The organism is Enterococcus sp. DIV1314a, from assembly GCF_051713805.1.
Taxonomy (GTDB): domain Bacteria; phylum Bacillota; class Bacilli; order Lactobacillales; family Enterococcaceae; genus Enterococcus_I; species Enterococcus_I aquimarinus.
This window is the reverse complement of the sequence record NZ_JBIOQP010000001.1, coordinates 760,561-781,137: the sequence shown is the minus strand read 5'-3', so window position 1 is coordinate 781,137 and position 20,577 is coordinate 760,561. Positions and strand designations below refer to the sequence as shown.

Genomic DNA, 20,577 nt, shown 5'->3' with positions numbered 1-20,577 from the left:
TTTAACACGTAGGTACTATAATATACTCCGTAAGTTCTTTTTACTAACTCCAGTGGATGTAATTCTTGTTTGAACTTTTATAAAGTAAGTGGTTTTAGTCGTTATTGTATCATTTCTAAAAACACAACCAAATTAGATTGGAGTTTTCCCAAATTCATTTATAACATTTTCATAATGTGATTCTAAAATTGACTTTGGATTCTGATTTCTATTAAGCTCAGTTTTTGTATAATCTGGAACTGAATTAGAAAGATACTGTTGTAAAACTATATCAGTTAAATATTTACCATCTCTCATAATTTCAATATGATTTCCCTTCATTGCTTCAATTAAATGATATGTCCAAATACCATGCTCCAAAATATTGCTCCCGAATGAACTTTCACCAACTTGACAGGATAAAAATACTGCGTAATAGGGAAAATCATGTGTGATAAGTTTAAATTCTTCATCTTGAAAATCAGTAACAACAGCTCTTTCAGTTTCACCAATAATTTCTGTGGCACATGCATCAATAAATATTAATGCGTTATTACATTCAGATTTTTTCAAGGGATTTAATAAGATTTTATTTAAAGATATTGATGTTCCAACTATATTATTAGGATGAATATCATAAGTAGACAAATAATTAGTTATACCGTCATGGAAACCATGACCAGCATAATAAAATATTAGTCTATCTTCTGCAGTTAAATTATTGAACAGCACATCTAAATCATTTTCTAGAGCATTTCCATAAGCATCTTCGTCAATAAAAGTCATAATATCATCTTCCAGAATCCCCATTGACGATTTGAGCATTTCTTTAAAGGCCAAAGCATCAGCTTTAGCATATTTTACAGATTTAATTTGCTTTCGTACGCTGGGATGATAATCTTCAATAGCGATAATAATTACTTTTGTATGGGTATACTCTGCTTTCATCAATTGTTGTTGCTGAACTATGTTATTAGTTTCAGAGATAGTTTCAGTTCCCTCACGAATATACTTGATTCCATCACAGAATATCTCTTCAAATGATTTTTCTACTTCAATTATAAATAATAATTTTTTGTGAATCTGTATCCAATCAAACTCAATTTTAGGTACCGAGCTAAAAATAGAAACAGTTTTTTCCATAATTTCATTCATTTTATAATCTACACTTAAGCCAACAATGTTATTTGTTCCTATAGGGGTTTCTTGCATACCAAAAACTAGTTTGCCACCGTCTAAATTTGCGAATGAAGAAATAATTTGTGCTATTCTCTGTGGAGTAAATGGTACTGGAGCGAACTCAAAAGATTCAGAACTAATCTGATTGGCTAACTCACTAATTTCTTGTTTAGAAATCTCAAGCTTAGGAATTGGAATCCTATTTACCTTTGTTTTTTCAAGCATCTGTCCCATGGTCATTTTTTTTGGCACGCTCTCACCATCTTCGTACCATAATTCCGCATTAACATAATTCAATACATCGAACTCCGAACCATAATACAAAATTACTTGATCATTGTCAGAAGGTCGAGCAACAATCGTAACCTCTAATCCATTTTTTGTTATACCTCCGATAATGCTTCGTGCAATTTGAAATTGACCAGAACAATCATATTCAGGAAGGTCTTTAAGATAACTTAAGACATTGTCAACAGATCTGTCGACCAGGCCTTCAACATATACAAGTTTTTGATAATCTGGTTGAGTTATATGATAGGTATTTAGGGATATTATCCCCGTGCTTACTACATCTTTAATTTCTGCAAAACTTCGTGGATTACCACTTCTATTTAAATCGCTAACTGATTCATCAAAATTATCCGGAATTGGAATATTTTCTTGAATAAAATATTCTTTTATTTCTTCGTATGAGGATCGAAGTAGAAAATCTATTTTTTTTTCATGTCCTAAAATTCCCAGAAATTTTGCTAATACATCACTTAAGGTAAGTAAAACACTATTGCTATACCATGGTGTGGTTATATATATAGAATTCTCATAAAAATGAGTGTTTACACTTTTTACAAAATGAATACGTTCATAAGTAATCTCAAGATTATCAGCTTCGTAAATGCTTAAAATTGTAAGTAACTCTTGGATTTTTTCAGTATTATTATTCTGCTTAATTTCTAACTCTTCACTAACAATCCACTCTGTTAGGGAAGGAGCAATCATTATCAATTTATCCATAAGATCTGTACAAGGGTTATTTTTATTTGCTTCTAGTCTAAAGTGACTTTGTTCTAGAATTTCAACTCCAAAATATCTGAATAATTTTTCAGCAAAAGGGTGTTTCTTATTTTCTGCGCTTAATGAAATAAAGGTATATTGATCTTGGAAAACGGACTCATTACCATCAATAAAATACTTGATTTCAGAGCATTCTGTATAATTACCTTTAGAATTTACTAATGAGCCATTATGACCCCAACTTTCTATTTTATTAATTTGATCAGAACTAAAATTACCCGCTTGATTCAGTAGTCGTGAATATATATATTGTACTCTTTCTATGTTTTCGGTTTTTATAAATCCGTCTATATTGTCATCTGAAATACTTGTTAGTAATTGTAAATAATCGTCTAAGCTAAAGACAGTTTTGAAAGAAAAGAATGATTTCCAATCTTGTGATAAAACTGGTCCATGAAATACAGGAAGATATGTTGCTGCAATTTTTTGAATTTCTTCAGAATTCAAAAAAACATCCTTTGAAGTATTGCAAAATCCCTGTGTTGTAGGTATACATTCGATATTATTAATAAACCATGGAATGTAGTTTTTTAGTTGACTACCTGTATTACGGCCAGCCCTTCCGCTGAGCCCCCAAAATCCTATAACTGGCTTATTAAGCTCGTTTATTTCGATATTATCCATGACATCAATCCAGAATTTTTGAGCAAATTCAAAGTTTTTTTCAGTATAGTCAACAAAGGTTAGACTAGATAAATCTTTGTAATTATCAGTATGGAAAGTTGTAAAAGCAGGTTTATGATATTTATCCTCATGAGTTAAAAAGTCAGCGTTTATTATCGAAGTCTCTGAATCTTCAATAATAGTGATACCGTCAGTAACACCAAGTTTTTTGAGAAATATTTTCCATTCCTCTTTTCCACTAATGCTTTTTTCGCAATAGACTTCATTAACAAAAATATCAATATCTAACATATCCTCATTAAGCAACCTCGGTTTATAAAAATCTGAAAAATAGCACTCCTCCGCAGGTAACAGACCCCCTTTAGTCGTTAATAGTCTAATCTTACGAAGGTTAGAAAATAACTCTTTACTTATTTCCTGCTTCGAATCAAGATTGAACAAGTCTGTAACTACAGTCACCGCATTCTCATTATTCACATACGAATCAATGTTAGGTATCAATTTTTGAGTAATGTAAGTAATGTCTGTTTTTTCTATCACACCAAGTGATTCTAACCATTGACGAGCAGAAATGTCGCTCAAAAGTCTTTGATATAGACTTGTATTAATAAACGATAGATCGGTATTTATATCATTCCATTCTTCCTCTACTGATTCCGGAAAACATACTTGTCCAGGGGGATTCATTGTCCCTTTATGACTCAATATAAAGGGAAGACCTTTAAGATAGTGATCTGTTACCTCTACAACAGTAGAATCTTCTAAAAGACTTTTGAAGTGCAAAATTAAGTCTACATTGTGTTCTGGAGAATGAATTATTTTGTATCTAGGTGATTTAAAGAAATCAGCAAGATCTTTCCATGAAAAACTCGCTGCACCCAATTGTTTTAAAATAGTATTGAATTGTTTTAATGTAGAAAGATGTCGTATTCCATTCGCTGATTTATCATGTTTTAGTTCAACAAACATCTTTAAATATTCTGTATTAATAAAGCTTTCAGAAGAAAGTCCTGTAAAATCAACAATTGTTTCTCCAATTGTTACTATAGATCTATCATCAGTAAGTACAAAAGGAATATTTTCTAGTGCTTTATCGAACCCATCGTTAAATTGGGAACCAAGTCCGTTTGAAGATATTTTTTTTGGCAGCAAATGGTAAGCTTGTAGCCCATACTCGCTTTGAACTAACTGAGAAATCCATTCAAAAAGGCTTTGGGCAGTTTCTTTAAAAATCCATTGGTTCCATTTTGAATCTACGTGAAGGTTTTCCCGATTAGCAGAAGTTAGAAAACTAGTATTTACCAGGACAGGAAATTCGTACTTTCTTTCTTCAGTAGGTAGATAGGCGTAAATACGCTGATCACCACTTGATAATTTACTCAGCCCATCTTTTCCGATTTTTGCTGCTAACGTTAGTTGAATATCAGTTGCCTCAAGTAATTTATCAGGCATATTCTTTTCATCTTTTAGAAGCCTTCGCAATGTATCTGGAACATGAAGATTTTTTTCGGTTACTAGCCATTTTTGAGTAGTATTTTGATTGCGTTGTATTGATATGATATTTCCTTCATCTTGGGTGATTTTAATTACAGCTGTCTTAGCTAAATCAAAAGTAATCTCACAAATATTTTTTAAAAAAATAAAAATATTTGTATTTTGAGTTATCATTTCAATTGCTTTAGTTGCCTCACTCGCATTTGAAAGTCGAACAATAGTCGCGACATTTGCTTCAACGCTTTTAATGAAGGTAACAACATTTGAGTTAATATCGGCTTCTGAAGTATAAATTGGGATAATCTGCCAAGGCATAACAAACTGACGATTATTTCTTTTTTCCCATTCTTCCTGGGTGTCTGTCCATTTCCAGTCATGTTGATATGATGAATTAAATGAAAAAAATTCATTGTCACTATAAATACTTACATTTTTAGATTGTCCAAAGACTGCTTTGAATCCAATTCCTTTATAACCAGTCTTTGTCAAATCAGATTTTTTAGTCCCATTATTGATATTACAGATACCTCTAACATCGATATCAGAAAATGATGATCCAGTATGAGCTACAACTAAATCACTTCCAAATAATTTTATCCAAATTTTGATGGGTTCACCAGTTTTATATGAGTCATCTGCATTTTGAAGTAGTTCATAAATAAAACGGTTCGAGTCTGTATATAAATCACTAGATAAAGTTTCCAATGAGCTAGCTAAGTTAACCGCCTGACTGGGATTTTTGTAATCAGAATTCTGATCAAAGAGTGATTTAACCTGTGCTTCTAAACGCATGTAAGTACCACCTTTCATTGTGTATAATAGTCAAATGAATTTGTGTTTCATATCATTTTATTCTATCATCTGATTTTTGAAATTAATAGGTATAATCGGCTTCGAACTCTTTATTTCTTTGAATTAAACTCAACTTATATATCAAATTTCTTAATATACTTAAAAATTGAAAATATTTAATAGAAATAAAACTTATTTTTTAGATTGTTTTCAAATAAAGATTTATTTTATTAGGATAAATTTCCTGAAATATCCTGTGCTGAAAGAAAGTAGTAAATAATTTTTAGATAGTTACTAATAAAAAATAGTGCCACCCGAAATTTGGGTAGCACTATTTTTTAGGGGACAGTTAGGGGACACTTAATCCAAATAAATCCATTTTTAAGCTGTTTTATACCTCTACAAACGCCTCAAAAACCCTTGGTTCTATTGCACCTTTTGATTTCAGGTTACTCCCACTCAACCGTAGCTGGTGGTTTGCTCGTAATGTCGTACACGATACGGTTAACGTGTGCCACTTCATTTACGATTCTGACAGAGATTTTTTGTAAAACATCCCATGGAATGCGGGCGAAGTCGGCTGTCATGCCATCGATAGACGTAATCGCGCGGATTCCGATCGTGTAATCATACGTACGGCCATCGCCCATTACACCAACGCTGCGGATGCCTGGTAAAACGGTGAAGTATTGCCAAATATCACGATCAAGGCCAGCGATTTTGATTTCTTCGCGTAAAATCGCATCTGATTCACGAACGATTTCTAATTTTTCTTCTGTAATTTCGCCAAGTACGCGAACGCCTAAACCAGGTCCTGGAAATGGTTGGCGCCAAACGATATCATCAGGCATGCCAAGTTCAGTCCCTAAAGCACGGACTTCATCTTTAAATAACGTGTTTAATGGTTCGATTAATTCAAAGTCCATATCGTCTGGTAAACCACCGACATTATGGTGCGATTTAATCGTTTGGGCAGTTTCTGTTCCGGATTCAATCACATCTGTATAAAGTGTGCCTTGCGCAAGGAAAGAAACTTTTTTGCTGCCAGCAATCTTTTTCGCTTCATCGTCAAATAAGTAAACAAATTCGTTTCCGATAATTTTACGTTTTTGTTCTGGATCGCTCACACCAGCAAGTTTATTTAAGAAACGATCTTTTGCGTCAACACGGATAATGTTTAGGCCAAATTTATTGCCCAGCATTTCCATTACTTGATCGCCTTCGTTTTTACGTAATAAGCCATGATCGACAAAGATACATGTTAATTGGTCGCCAATCGCTTTTTGAAGAAGAACGCCTACGACACTTGAGTCTACGCCGCCTGAAAGGCCAAGTAAGACTTTTTTATCGCCGACTTGTTGACGGATTTTTGCGATTTCGATTTCGATAAAGTTTTCCATTGACCAATCGCCAGTTGCGCCACAAATATCAAACGCAAATTGTTTTAAAAGATCCGTACCATATTCGGTATGACGAACTTCTGGGTGGAACTGTACGCCATAAATTTGACGGTCACGATTTTGCATCGCTGCGATTGGGCAATCGTTACTTGTTGCGACAACTTCAAATCCTGCAGGGACTTCAGTGACTAAATCACCATGACTCATCCAAACGACTTGATTTTTTGGTGTTGCCCCAAATAAAGGCGCCTCATCTAAATTAATGTTAAGTTCGGCTTTTCCGTATTCTTTTTTGTCGGCTCCTTCAACTTTTCCACCTAATTTATGCGTGATGAGTTGCATACCATAACAAATACCTAAAACAGGAATTCCGAGGTTTAGGATTTCTTCGTCGATGTCAAAAGCGTTATCAGCATAAACGCTGTTCGGACCTCCAGAAAGGATGATTCCTTTTGGATTAATAGCTTTTACTTCGTCAGCAGTAATACGGTGGCTCAATAGTTCTGAAAAGACACCAAATTCACGGATGCGACGTGTAATTAATTGGTTGAATTGACTACCATAATCAAGAACGATGATTTTTTCAACGTTCGGCATATTGTCAATGTTTGTCACAATAAACGACCCCTATCTTCTATAATGTGGTGAAAAAGGCGAACCTTCTTCAAATTGAAACTCTTTGACAATCATAATAAAAGATTGTCGCTTTGGCAATTATTAAACGGGAAAAATTAGTGTTTTCTTAGATAAATCCGATCAATGAGATGATTTTCTTGTTTATGTAAAATAATATCGGCTCTTCCACGGGTGGGTAAGATGAATTCTTCTAAGTTTTTTAAGTTCACATTTTTCCAAACGGAACGAGACATCGCTAAAGCGGCTTGTCGATCACCGATCGCAAATTGATAGTAATAATTTTTTGGATCTAAAAAGGCGGTATCCAGTAACGATTCAAAACGTTCCAAATACCATTTTTCAATTAATTTTGGTTCGGCGTCCATAAAAATAGAAAAATCAAAAAAATCGCTGACGTAAATTTGTTGATTGGCAGGAAGTTGTAGGGTGTTAATCCCTTCGACAATTAAAATGTCGGGTTGTTGAATGGTCTCAAATCCGCCAGGAACAATGTCGTACACTTGATGCGAGTAAAGGGGAATATCGACTTCTTTACCTGATTTGACTTCATTCAAGGTTTGGATTAATCGCTCCATATCATAACTTTCAGGAAAACCCTTACGGTTCATGATTCCTCGTTCTTCTAAGATGGCATTGGGATATAAAAACCCATCCGTCGTAATTAGTTGCACCATTTTTCTAGAAAAAAGACGGGATAGCAAGGTTTGGAGTAAACGAGCAGCGGTACTTTTCCCGACTGCCACACTTCCAGCAACGCCGATAATAAAAGGGGGCACCTTCACATAGCGGTGTAAAAAAAGCCCTTTGCTAAGGGTTAATGACTCGAATTCTTTCATATATAGATGAATCAAATGACATAATGGCATGTAAATATCTTCCACGTCTTGTACCGAAATACGATCGTTCAAACTTTTAATACCGTCTAATTCTTCTTGCGTCAAAGGCATATGTTCCTTGGCGTAATATCCTTGCCACTCTGACCGAGGAATTTCATAGTAATTGATATTTTCCTTCATTTTGGTAGCAACCCTCCTTTTAGTATTCCGCATTAGTTTATCACAAAACGAAGGCCTTCAAAATAAAAAATTCCACAGAGAGAAGAAAAGATAGTTTACAAGCTTTCAAATATCGTTATGATTAAGAAAAGGATTGAAAAGGAAGCGAGCTTATGACAAATCATTATTATAGTAATCAACCGGATACAGCGCACGAATACCGAACGTTTGACTTTGAATTAAAAGGAAAGACGTTTCGCTTTACCACAGACAGTCATGTTTTTTCAAAAGCCACTATCGACTACGGTTCTCGCGTGTTAATTGAGGCGTTTGACGACCAAGAATTACCAGAGGGCCCGCTATTAGACGTTGGTTGTGGGTATGGCCCCATCGGATTATCATTAGCATATGCCACGAATCGGACGGTGGAGATGTTAGATGTCAATGAACGGGCAGTTGAATTAGCCAAACATAACGCCCAACAAAATCATATTCAACAGGTGGAGATTCATTCATCTTATTTATATGAAACGCTGAATCATGCTGCGTACGCCGCTATTTTAAGTAACCCGCCGATTCGCGCTGGGAAACAAGTGGTCCACGAAATTTTGGAAAAAGCCTATCCGTTACTACTTGTGGGTGGAACGTTAACGATTGTGATTCAAAAGAAACAAGGCGCACCTAGTGCACAAAAGAAAATGCAAGAGATCTTTGGGAATGCCCAAGTACTGCTCAAAGATCGCGGCTATTATATTATTCAAAGTATCAAAGAAGAGTAGAGATTAAAGGAGGTCAAAAAAATGAAATTAACGATTCGACAGATCGCCGAAATGGCGGGAGTTTCTGTCACGACTGTTTCGCAAATTTTGAATAATAAAGGGAGTCGCTTTAGTGAGGATACGCGAAAACGTGTCTTAGATATTGTCAACGAACACCAGTATCGCCCTGATTTTTTTGCCTCGAATTTAATCAATCGTCATTCCAAAACGATCGGGATGATTATTCCTGATGTGACCGATTTTTTCTTTTCAAAAATGGTTGAAGGAGCAGAAAATTATTTGACACCCCTGGGGTACAAATTAATTCTTTGTCATTCTCAACAAAGTTTAGCCAAAGAAACGCAATTGTTACAAGATTTAAATCATCGTTCGGTCGACGGGGTCTTGTTAGCGACACCGAATTTAATGCCAGAAGGATACGCTTATGGGAGTGATTTTTATCGTAAAATGCCCTTAGTGCTAATTGATCGTGGGATTAACCAACGGGATACAGGGCGTCTGATTATTAAGGAGTATGAAGGCGCGTACCAGGCAGTTAGTTATTTGGCGCAGCAAGGACATCGGCATATTGCATTGTTAAAAGAAAACGGTAGTTATTATCAATTACAAGAACGATACAATGCCTATCGCCACGCGCTTAAAGATGCGGGGATTGCTTATAAAAAACATTATGTCGCAACAGGGGAGCTTACCATTAACGGTGGCTATCAAGCAGCAAAAGCCATTTTATTGAATCCAGAAGTGACGGCTATTTTTTGTAGTAACGACGCGATGGCGATTGGTTGTTACCGCGCCATTTATGAACTTGGCAAAAAAGTCCCGGAAGAGATTTCGGTGATTGGGTTTGATGATATTGAATTAACGGCTTCGTTGGCCCCTGCTTTAACGACGGTGCAACAACCGATTTTTGAGATTGGGTTTACAGCTGCTAAATTTTTGGTTGATGCGATTGAGTTCCCAGAGCGACGGATGCCAAACAAAATTTTTGAAACAAAATTAATTCTTCGTGAGAGTGTGAATAAGGTTACAAAGTCCCCTTCTAGTTAAAAGGGAAGGGGGAAGTGGTTGACACCGTAAAAAAAATAAGATATCATCAGAAATGAAAAGGGTTACAAAATTCTATTCTACTTAGTAAACTGTTTTACTAAAGTGGTTTACCTATTGAATGAGAATGGGTATAATAAACGATGAAGAGGAAGCGAGGTCAAATCTATGCGAATGGTTGATTTGATAGAAAAAAAACGTGACGGGGGTCAGTTAACGACTGAAGAAATTAATTGGTTCGTTACAAACTATACGCAAGGCGAGATTCCAGATTATCAAGTCAGTGCGTTTTTGATGGCCGTTTTTTATGAAGACATGTCAGATGAAGAAATTACGGCATTGACATTAGCAATGGCACATTCCGGAGAAGTCATTGATTTATCTTCGATTGAAGGAATCAAGGTCGATAAGCATTCGACCGGAGGCGTCGGTGATACGACGACACTCGTGTTGGCGCCATTAGTAGCCAGTGTGGGTGTACCAGTTGCGAAGATGTCTGGTCGTGGGCTTGGTTATACCGGAGGCACGCTAGATAAACTTGAAGCCATTCCAGGATTTCAAATTGAATTACCAGAAAAAGAGTTCACTCGACTGGTCAATCAAAGCCATGTCGCGATTATTGGTCAATCAGGGAACTTAGCCCCAGCAGATAAAAAACTGTATGCTTTACGCGACGTAACAGCGACCGTCAATTCCATTCCATTAATTGCAAGCTCGATTATGAGTAAGAAAATTGCGGCAGGTGCGGATGCGATTGTCTTAGACGTTACGACCGGTGATGGCGCATTTATGAAAAAACTGTCCGATGCACGACGCTTAGCCAAAACAATGGTTCGCATTGGGGCACTGACGAATCGTCAAACGATGGCGATTATTTCCGATATGACTCAGCCTTTAGGTGAAGCAATTGGCAACAGCTTAGAAGTCGTTGAAGCGATCGAAACATTGCAAGGAAAAGGTCCGGCAGATTTACTGGAAATGTGTTACGTTTTAGGGAGTCAAATGGTGGTCTTAGCGAAAAAAGCGCCAGACTTAGACCAAGCGCGGAAATTACTAGAAGAAGCGCTTGAATCAGGAAAAGCTTTGGCAAAATTCCGCGAAATGATTCGGAATCAAGGGGGCGATGACACTGTTGTGGATCATCCACAATCCTTGCTAACAGCGAAGTATGAGCAACCATTTTTAGCGAAAAAATCAGGATATGTCACAAAATTAGTCGCCAATGAATTGGGGATTGCGGCGATGCTTTTAGGAGCAGGACGTCGTACCAAAGAAGAAGAGATTGATTATGCGGTTGGACTAAAATTACACAAAAAAGTCGGCGATAAAGTCACAGAAGGTGAACCGTTATTAACGATTTATAGTAATGATTTAGAACTGAGTGAAGTAGAACGTATCTTAGAAAAAAATATTGAAATTGGAGAAGTGGCAGTCGAGTTGCCACTCATTCATGAAATCATCACAGAATAGGACGTGGGAAATATGGAATTAAATCGGATGATGGATCATACCGTATTAAAAGCAGAAACAACACAAGAAGGCGTCATGAAAATTATTGAGGAAGCAAAACAACATCATTTTTATTCGGTTTGTGTCAATCCAACGTGGGTTTCATTAGCAGCAAAAGAATTAAAAACTTATCCAACTGCCGTTTGTACGGTGATTGGTTTTCCTTTAGGCGCGAACACTTCAGCAACCAAAGCATTTGAAACAACGGATGCAATCGAAAATGGCGCAGATGAAGTCGACATGGTCATTAATGTCGGGCTATTAAAATCTGGACAAGACGATTTGGTTCAAAAAGATATTGAAGCGGTCGTAGCAGCAGCGAAAGATCGAGCGTTAGTCAAAGTCATCTTAGAGACCGCTTTGTTAACGAAAGAAGAAATCGTTCGTGGATGCGAATTAGCACAAGCAGCAGGAGCGGATTTTGTCAAAACGTCAACGGGCTTTTCAACAGGTGGCGCAACGGTCGAAGATGTCCGCTTAATGCGTGAAACAGTCGGACCTAAAATGGGCGTCAAAGCTTCTGGTGGGATCCATAACGATACGCAAGCATTAGCAATGATTGAAGCAGGCGCAAGTCGTTTAGGAACGAGCGCGAGCGTTGCAATTCTTTCTGGCGCAACGGGCGTCGGGTACTAAGATTAGGGAGCGATTAATGAATGGAAAATCAACAGCAAACCTGGATTGATCTTGCGATTGCCGCGATGGATAAAGCATATGTGCCCTATTCTAATTTTCCAGTGGGCGCATGCTTAGTGTCGAAAAGCGGAAAAGTCTATCAAGGTCTGAATATTGAGAACGCGTCGTTTGGCTTAACGAATTGCGCAGAACGCACCGCTTTTTTTAAAGCCATTTCTGAAGGAGAACAAGAATTTCAATATTTAGTGATTGCAGGCCACACACCAGATCCGATTTCACCTTGTGGCGCTTGTCGTCAAGTCATGGTTGAATTTTGCGAACCGACGATGCCAGTCTTATTAGTTGGCGATGAAGGGGCCTTAAAAGAAACAACAGTTGGTGAATTATTGCCTTACTCTTTCAATGGAAAAGATTTATAAAAACAAAACGACAATTATTCAAGAAATAAACAGGTTTTAATTAGGCGAATCAATTTGAATTCGCTATAATGGTAAACAAGAAGTGAAATAAACCTGCTTACTTAAAAAGAACCATTTGTTTTTACTCCATCATTTGGAGTCTGATCTTTGTTCAATCAGCCGTGAAGGCTTTTGAAAATAAAAACTATTTTATAGGGGGCTTTTCAATAATGAAAAAAGCAAAATTATTTGGTTTTGGTGCAGTTGCAATGGCAAGCGTACTATTACTAGGTGCATGTGGCAGCAGTACTACTGACAGCAGTAGCGCAGACGGATCAAACGCAGCATCATCTGAAGCTGGAGGCACAACAAGTCTTCCAACAGCCGCGTTAATTACAGATACTGGTGGCGTTGATGACCGCTCATTTAACCAATCTGCTTGGGAAGGCTTAGAAGCATGGGGTAAAGCAAACAATGTCACTCGTGGTAACGAAGGATACCAATACTTCCAATCTTCAAATGAATCTGATTATATTCCGAATATTGACCAAGCATTAAATGCAGGATTCTCAACGATTTTTGGGATTGGTTATAAATTACAACCAGCCGTAGCCGATCAAGCTTCTTTAAATCCAGAAGTAAACTTCGCAATCATTGATGATATCGTTGAAGGCGATAACGTTGCATCTGCAACATTTAAAGACCAAGAAGCAGCTTACTTAGCAGGAATTGCAGCAGCTTATTCAACAACAACAAACAAAGTTGGTTTCATCGGTGGCGTTAAAGGGGAAGTAATTGACCGTTTTGAAGCTGGATTTGCCGCTGGTATCGAAGCAGGTGCGAAAGAGTTAGGCAAAGATATTACGTTAGACGTTCAATACGCAGGTGATTTCTCAGCACCAGACAAAGGTCGTACAATCGCTAAAGGAATGTACGGAACAGGCGCAGATATCGTTTACCATGCATCAGGCGCAACTGGAAATGGTGTTTTCCAAGAAGCGAAATCTTTAAATGAAACAGGCGACAAAACTGTTTGGGTGATCGGAGTTGACCGTGACCAATCAGATGAAGGGAACTTCAAATTAGATGGCGAAGATAAAAACTTCACATTAACTTCAACAACAAAAGCGGTTGGAACAGTTGTTCAAGATTTAGCTCAAAAAGCCGTTGAAGGAAACTTCCCTGGTGGCGAACATGTTGTCTACGGTTTGAAAGAAGACGGTGTTGGCTTAACAGATGGTCAATTATCAGCTGAAGCATTAGACGCAGTTGCAAAAGCAAGAGAACAAATCATTGCTGGAGAAATTGAAGTACCTGAAACACCAGCAAAATAAGCAACGAATGAAATGATACAACGGAAAAAAAGCCTGAACTGAAAATCAATCTGACTTTCAAGTCAGGCTCTTTTTCTTTCAATTAAGTATTTTGCTAAAAATATTTAATTGAGAGAAAAAGCTCTCTGAAGATACTGCCATTATATGAGTGATTATAAAAAGGATGTGAGCATTGTGACGGAAGAAGAATTTGTCATCGAGATGCGGAATATTACCAAGAGTTTTGGTACCTTTAAAGCAAACGATCAAATTAACTTACAGGTCAAAAAAGGTGAGATTCATGCATTGCTAGGTGAAAATGGTGCCGGAAAGTCAACCTTGATGAATGTATTATCGGGTTTATTAGAACCGACATCAGGTGAAATTTTGATGAGCGGTGAGGTTATTAATATCACGAGTCCCACCAAAGCAAATCAATTAGGAATTGGGATGGTTCACCAACATTTCATGTTAGTGGATGCTTTTACGGTGACAGAAAACATTGTTCTAGGGAATGAACCGAGTCAATTTGGCATGTTAAATCGTAAAGAAGCAAGAGCGGAGATTTTGAGAGTTTCGGAACAATACGGGTTACAAGTGGATCCTGATGCCTACGTTCGTGATATTTCTGTAGGGATGCAACAACGGGTTGAGATTTTAAAAACCTTGTATCGTGGAGCAGAAGTCTTGATTTTTGATGAACCGACGGCTGTATTAACGCCACAAGAAATCGACGAATTAATCAATATTATGCACGGCCTAGTCAAAGAAGGGAAATCGATTATTTTGATTACCCATAAATTAGATGAAATCAAAGCAGTTGCCGATCGTTGTACGGTCATTCGTCGTGGTAAAGGCATCGGAACCGTTGATGTCGCAGATGTTTCTTCCCAACAATTAGCCGATATGATGGTCGGACGCGAAGTTTCCTTTAAAACGGATAAAAAAGCGGCCAATCCACAAGAGGTCGTGTTGTCAGTGGAAAACATTGTCGTCAAAGAAAATCGCGGCATTGAAGCTGTGAAGAATCTAAGTTTAGAAGTTCGCGCAGGGGAGATTCTAGGGATTGCTGGGATCGACGGGAATGGTCAGTCTGAGTTGATTCAAGCGTTAACCGGTTTACGTAAAGTCGAAAGTGGCCATATTTACTTAGGTGGCGATGAGATTACGAATTTACGTCCGAGAAAAATTACCGAAGCAGGCGTGGGACACGTTCCGGAAGATCGTCATAAGTATGGATTGATTTTAGAAATGACCTTAGCTGAAAATATTGCCTTACAAACGTACTATCAAGAACCAATGAGTCAAATGGGCGTATTAAATTACGGTGAAATCAATGATCATGCCCGCGACTTAATTAAAGAATTCGATGTGCGGACCGTCAGTGAAGTTGTTCCAGCAAAAGCATTATCAGGTGGGAATCAACAAAAAGCGATTATTGCCCGTGAAATTAGTCGTGATCCAGAGTTACTAATTGTAGCCAATCCAACGCGTGGGTTAGACGTTGGTGCGATTGAATTCATCCATAAACGGATTATTGAACAACGCGATAACTTTAAAGCCGTTCTCCTTGTGAGTTTCGAATTAGAAGAAATCTTAAATGTTTCTGACCGAATTGCTGTCTTACATGATGGTGAAATTGTCGGAATTGTCAATGCGAATGAAACCTCTGAACAAGAATTAGGATTATTGATGGCTGGCTCTTCCTTAGAAAAAGCGCGTCAAGAATTAGAACAACAGGGGGTGGCAGAAAATGAATAATCGTAATGAAAAAATCCGTAATATTTTGGTCCCGATTCTATCGGTTATTATGGGTCTAGTCTTAGGCGCGATTTTAATGTTGTCTTTTGGCTACAATCCGATTACTGGTTACGGATCGATGCTGGATGCCGCTTTAGGAAATCAACGAAGTATCGGTGAAACGTTACGTCAAGCGACGCCGTTAATCTTTACGGCTTTAGGTTTTTCCGTGGCTAATTCAGCTGGATTCTTTAACATCGGTCTTTCTGGACAAGCGTTAGCAGGTTGGTTAACGAGTGTGTGGGTTGCGCTGTTGTTACCTGAGTTACCGAAACTCGTGTTATTACCGCTAGCAGTATTGTTAGGAGCGTTAGCTGGAGCAGTTGCTGCAGCAATTCCTGGTTTACTTCGTGCCTATTTCGGTACAAGTGAAGTCATTGTGACGATTATGATGAACTACATCTTGCTCTACGTGAGTACATACATGCTTCAGAGCGTCATGCCTGAATCATTACGAACAAGTTTAGACTCGTCCAATCAAATTAGTGCCAATGCAAGTTTACGACTCCCATGGTTGACGCAACTATTTGGTGGCTCACGGGTGAATGCCGGCTTAATCCTAGCGCTAATTGCGTTAGTTCTGGTCTGGTTCTTAATGAAGAAAACGACCTTAGGTTATGAAATTCGTTCGGTCGGTTTAAATCCTTTTGCCTCTGAATATGCAGGGATGAGTAGTAAACGAACAATCGTAATGTCGATGGTAATCTCTGGCGCGCTTGCTGGATTAGGTGGTGTCGTTGAAGGGCTTGGAACATATCAAAACTTCTTCGTTCAAACAACGTCCTTATCAATCGGATTTGACGGGATGGCCGTCTCCTTACTTGGTTCCGGGAGTGCGCTAGGAATTTTATTATCCGCGCTATTATTTAGTGTCTTGAAAATCGGTGGTTTGGGCATGCAAACAGGAGCAAATATTCCGTTTGAAATCGTCAATGTCTCGATTGCATTAATTATCTTCTTTGTCGGTATTAGTTATGTGATTCGCGTGGCGTTAACAAAATGGATGCCAGATTCCAAAGAAGAATTAGAAATCGTTCAGGTGATTGAGTCGACACCAAATGACCAAAGTCAAGAAGGGGGCGAAATCTAATGACACTAGTAGGAATTATTGCATTAATTGTCACTTCAACATTGGTTTATTCCACACCGTTGATTTTGACGGCACTGGGCGGCACATTTTCTGAACGTAGTGGGATTGTCAACGTTGGTTTAGAAGGAATCATGGTGATGGGAGCGTTTAGTGCTGTCGTTTTTAACTTGGAAATGGCGGATACTTTTCAAGCGTGGACCCCTTGGTTAGCGATTTTAGTCGGTGGGGCTGTCGGAGTGTTGTTTTCCTTACTTCATGCCGTTGCAACCATTACTTTCCGTGCAGATCACATTATTAGTGGGACCGTGATTAATTTGATGGCGCCTGCGTTAGGTGTTTTCTTAATCAAAGTTTGGTACCAAAAAGGTCAAACGGATAATATTCAATACAACTTGGGTTATTACTCATTTCCTGGATTAGATAAACTTCCAGTCCTTGGCCAAATTTTCTTTAAAAACACCTTTTTACCGGCTTACTTAGCGGTTGTGATTGCCATTATCGCTTGGTTTGTCTTGTACAAAACCCGTTTTGGCTTACGCTTGCGTTCAGTCGGTGAAAACCCACAAGCAGCGGATACGCTCGGAATCAATGTTTACAAATTCCGTTATGCCGGAGTGTTGATTTCTGGTTTATTAGGCGGAATGGGTGGCGCAGTCTTTGCCCAAGCCATTTCAGGAAACTTCTCAGCAGGAACGATTGTCGGTCAAGGGTTTATTTCGATGGCGGCAATGATTTTTGGTAAATGGAATCCAATCGGCGCACTAGGCGCAGCGTTATTCTTTGGCTTTGCTCAAAGTTTAAGTATTATTGGGGCACAACTACCAGTCATTTCTTCGATTCCTCCTGTATTATTGCAAATTGCACCATATTTAATTACGATTATCGTGCTGGTCGCTTTCTTAGGAAAAGCATCTGGTCCTAAAGCAAATGGTCGTAACTACATTAAATCAAAATAAAGAATACGTAAGGGTGGGGTTAAGGGCGCAGTACGCTTTGTCCTGCCCTTTTGTGTAGCATCAATAAAAGAATAAGAAAGTAGGGAAACGAAATGTTTAAACGAGTACATTTAATTGTGATGGATTCTGTTGGAATTGGAGAGGCACCCGATGCGGCTCAATTTAACGATGTTGGATCGGATACTTTAGGGCATATCGCGGAAACAGCGGGCTTAACGATTCCGCATTTAGAACAACTAGGACTTGGTACGATTCGTCCGTTAGCGGGTGTTGAGGCAGTCGTAGATCATCAAGGATACGCGACAAAGCTAGAGGAAGTATCCGTTGGAAAAGACACAATGACCGGACACTGGGAGATTATGGGACTCAATATTCAAAAACCATTCCGCGTCTTCCCAGAAGGATTCCCCCCAGAATTATTACAACAGATTGAAGCATTCTCGGGTCGTAAAGTGGTCTGCAACTTACCTTATTCTGGCACAGAGGTTCTCGATGATTATGGGCCAGGGCAAATGGAAACAGGCGATTTAATAATTTATACCTCTGCTGATCCGGTGTTGCAAATTGCCGCACATGAAGAAGTGATTCCTTTAGAAGAATTGTATCGCATTTGTGAATACGTTCGTGAGATTACGAAAGACGAACCGTATATGATTGGTCGCATTATTGCCCGTCCATACTTAGGTGAACCAGGGAACTTCAAACGAACAAGTAATCGTCATGATTATGCGCTAGATCCTTTTGGCAAGACAGTGCTAGATTCCTTGAAAGACAACGGAAAAGACGTGATTGCTGTTGGGAAAATCAACGATATCTTTAACGGTCAAGGGATTACTGAAACCGTTCGGACGAAAAGTAATATGGATGGTGTCGATCAACTATTGAAGGTGATGGACAAAGACTTTACGGGCCTAAGTTTTACCAATTTAGTTGACTTCGATGCGCTATATGGCCATCGCCGAGACACCCAAGGCTATGCTCAAGCGATTGAAGACTTTGATCAACGGATACCAGAAATCCTTGCTGCGCTTAAAGAAGATGATTTACTTATCATTACAGCTGATCACGGGAATGATCCGACGTTCCCAGGAACCGATCATACAAGAGAGTACGTGCCGCTCTTAGTATTCAGCAAAAATATGAAAGCATCTGGAGCATTACCACAAGGATACTTTGCGGATATTTCGGCAACCATTGCTGAGAATTTCAATGTTCCTCAAACGGAAAATGGCAAGAGCTTTTTAACACGTTTAAAATAAAAGGAGGACATCAAAAATGTCATTAACAGAAAAATTAGAAGCAACAGTTTCATTTATGAAAGAACAAGGCGTCGGAGAAGTTGAATTTGGACTAATCTTAGGTTCTGGGTTAGGCGAATTGGCAGAAGAAATTGAAGAAGCCATCGTGATTCCTTATGATCAAATTCCACATTTTCCGATTTCGACGGTCGTAGGACATGCTGGACAATTAGTCTATGGGACGTTATCAGGTAAAAAAGTACTCGCGATGCAAGGGCGTTTTCATTATTATGAAGGTCACTCAATGCAAACGGTGACGTATCCCGTACGTGTGATGAAAGCTTTAGCTGCACACTCTGTGATTGTGACAAACGCGTGTGGTGGTGTGAATATTACCTTTACACCAGGGGACTTGATGTTGATTACCGATCAAATTAACTTTATGGGTGATAATCCATTGATGGGTGAAAATGAAGAAGAGATGGGTCCGCGTTTCCCAGATATGAGTCAAGCGTACACGCTTAGCTATCGTGAGGCTGCTAAGAAAGTAGCTGAAGCGAAAGGACTTCACTTAAAAGAAGGCGTGTATATGGGCTTTTCTGGACCAACTTACGAAACACCTGCTGAAATTCGTTTTGCGCGCACAATTGGTGCAGATGCTGTCGGCATGTCGACGGTCCCAGAAGTGATTGTGGCAGCGCATAGTGGGATGAAAGTTCTAGGGATTTCTTGTATTACGAACTTGGCAGCGGGCATGCAAGCGAACTTAAACCATGAAGAAGTCGTGGAAACAACACAACGCGTCAAAGCAGAATTCAAAGCATTAATTAAAGAAACATTAGCAGTACTATAATAAGAAGTAGACCAGGAATAAGGGAGGAAACGAAACATGAGTGTTCATATTGAAGCGAAACAAGGCGAAATTGCAGATAAAATTTTATTGCCAGGAGATCCATTACGGGCGAAATATATTGCCGAAACATTTTTAGAAAATCCTGTTTGTTACAATCAAGTTCGCGGGATGTTAGGTTACACGGGAACGTATAAAGGAGAGCGTGTTTCTGTTCAAGGAACAGGGATGGGGATGCCTTCTGCCTCAATTTATATCCATGAATTGATTCAGTCGTATGATGTGAAACGCCTCATCCGTGTCGGAACATGTGGCGCGTTGTCGACCGATGTTCACGTGCGAGACTTAGTTATTGCGCAAGGAGCGGTCACAACTTCAGGGATTATCAAACGTAACTTCCCGTATTTTGAATTTGCCCCGATTGCTGATTTTCAGTTAATGAAAACCGCGTATGAAGTGGCGATGGAAATGGGAATGACGACTCACGTAGGGAACATCCTCTCAGAAGATAGTTTCTACAAAGATTATACTGCAGAAACATTGAAGCTAGCAGAGTATGGTGTCAAAGGTGTTGAAATGGAAGCGGCCGTTCTTTATTATTTAGGAGCGAAATTCAATGTCCAAACACTGGCAATTTGTACCGTTAGTGATCATCTCATCACTGGAGAAGAAACAACAGCTGAAGAACGTCAAACCACGTTCAACGAAATGATTCAAGTCGGATTAGAAGCCGCGATTCGAGCATAATACGAAAAAAATAAACGCTTCATGTAGCAAACCATCGAGGGATGCTA

General features: G+C 38.7%; 15 protein-coding genes. 12 read left to right on the top strand and 3 right to left on the bottom strand.

Annotated features, from left to right (window positions below):
• Positions 1-132 precede the first annotated feature (132 nt).
• The 3 genes from IGI68_RS03775 to coaA form a co-directional block, all read right to left on the bottom strand.
• Entirely contained in the window at positions 133-5,139 is a 5,007-nt protein-coding gene (locus IGI68_RS03775) for a sacsin N-terminal ATP-binding-like domain-containing protein (protein WP_438730639.1), read from the bottom strand.
• Between the two features lie 449 nt (positions 5,140-5,588).
• Entirely contained in the window at positions 5,589-7,154 is a 1,566-nt protein-coding gene (guaA, locus tag IGI68_RS03770) for a glutamine-hydrolyzing GMP synthase (protein WP_438730636.1), read from the bottom strand.
• Positions 7,155-7,270: 116 nt separating this feature from the next.
• The gene (coaA, locus tag IGI68_RS03765) at positions 7,271-8,191 is read right to left on the bottom strand and encodes a type I pantothenate kinase (protein ID WP_438730633.1); all 921 of its coding nucleotides are present in this window, start codon (positions 8,189-8,191) and stop codon (positions 7,271-7,273) included.
• A gap of 152 nt (positions 8,192-8,343) precedes the next feature.
• Here coaA and IGI68_RS03760 point away from each other — a divergent pair, with 152 nt between their 5' ends.
• The 12 genes from IGI68_RS03760 (at position 8,344) to deoD (ending at position 20,530) form a co-directional block, all read left to right on the top strand.
• Positions 8,344-8,949 carry a class I SAM-dependent methyltransferase gene (locus tag IGI68_RS03760; protein ID WP_071874055.1) on the top strand — a complete coding sequence of 202 codons (606 nt, stop codon included), beginning with the start codon at positions 8,344-8,346 and terminating at the stop codon, positions 8,947-8,949.
• 21 nt (positions 8,950-8,970) lie between these two features.
• Complete coding sequence (locus IGI68_RS03755) at positions 8,971-9,996, top strand: LacI family DNA-binding transcriptional regulator (RefSeq protein ID WP_438730629.1); 1,026 nt, start codon at positions 8,971-8,973, stop codon at positions 9,994-9,996.
• A 165-nt stretch (positions 9,997-10,161) separates the two neighbouring features.
• A complete protein-coding gene (locus tag IGI68_RS03750) occupies positions 10,162-11,463 on the top strand; it encodes a pyrimidine-nucleoside phosphorylase (protein ID WP_438730626.1) in 1,302 nt (433 codons plus the stop codon).
• 12 nt (positions 11,464-11,475) lie between these two features.
• Positions 11,476-12,138: a deoxyribose-phosphate aldolase gene (gene deoC, locus IGI68_RS03745; protein WP_273229782.1), complete on the top strand. Its 663-nt coding sequence runs from the start codon at positions 11,476-11,478 to the stop codon at positions 12,136-12,138.
• 20 nt (positions 12,139-12,158) lie between these two features.
• Positions 12,159-12,557, top strand: coding sequence for a cytidine deaminase (locus tag IGI68_RS03740; protein ID WP_071874051.1), 399 nt, complete (start codon positions 12,159-12,161; stop codon positions 12,555-12,557).
• A 209-nt stretch (positions 12,558-12,766) separates the two neighbouring features.
• Positions 12,767-13,870 carry a BMP family lipoprotein gene (locus tag IGI68_RS03735; protein ID WP_438730621.1) on the top strand — a complete coding sequence of 368 codons (1,104 nt, stop codon included), beginning with the start codon at positions 12,767-12,769 and terminating at the stop codon, positions 13,868-13,870.
• 144 nt (positions 13,871-14,014) lie between these two features.
• On the top strand, positions 14,015-15,610 hold the full coding sequence (locus IGI68_RS03730) for an ABC transporter ATP-binding protein (RefSeq protein ID WP_169818081.1): 1,596 nt from the start codon (positions 14,015-14,017) through the stop codon (positions 15,608-15,610).
• Positions 15,603-16,739 carry an ABC transporter permease gene (locus IGI68_RS03725; RefSeq protein ID WP_438730617.1) on the top strand — a complete coding sequence of 379 codons (1,137 nt, stop codon included), beginning with the start codon at positions 15,603-15,605 and terminating at the stop codon, positions 16,737-16,739. Before IGI68_RS03730 ends, IGI68_RS03725 begins: the two co-directional genes overlap by 8 nt.
• Positions 16,739-17,695 carry an ABC transporter permease gene (locus IGI68_RS03720; protein WP_438730614.1) on the top strand — a complete coding sequence of 319 codons (957 nt, stop codon included), beginning with the start codon at positions 16,739-16,741 and terminating at the stop codon, positions 17,693-17,695. Before IGI68_RS03725 ends, IGI68_RS03720 begins: the two co-directional genes overlap by 1 nt.
• Before the next feature lie 92 nt (positions 17,696-17,787).
• The gene (gene deoB / locus IGI68_RS03715) at positions 17,788-18,954 is read left to right on the top strand and encodes a phosphopentomutase (RefSeq protein WP_438730611.1); all 1,167 of its coding nucleotides are present in this window, start codon (positions 17,788-17,790) and stop codon (positions 18,952-18,954) included.
• 16 nt (positions 18,955-18,970) lie between these two features.
• Positions 18,971-19,786 (top strand): purine-nucleoside phosphorylase, encoded by an 816-nt coding sequence (locus tag IGI68_RS03710; protein WP_438730608.1) that lies wholly within the window; start codon positions 18,971-18,973, stop codon positions 19,784-19,786.
• A 36-nt stretch (positions 19,787-19,822) separates the two neighbouring features.
• The gene (deoD, locus tag IGI68_RS03705; RefSeq protein ID WP_071874044.1) at positions 19,823-20,530 is read left to right on the top strand and encodes a purine-nucleoside phosphorylase; all 708 of its coding nucleotides are present in this window, start codon (positions 19,823-19,825) and stop codon (positions 20,528-20,530) included.
• Positions 20,531-20,577: the final 47 nt, after the last annotated feature.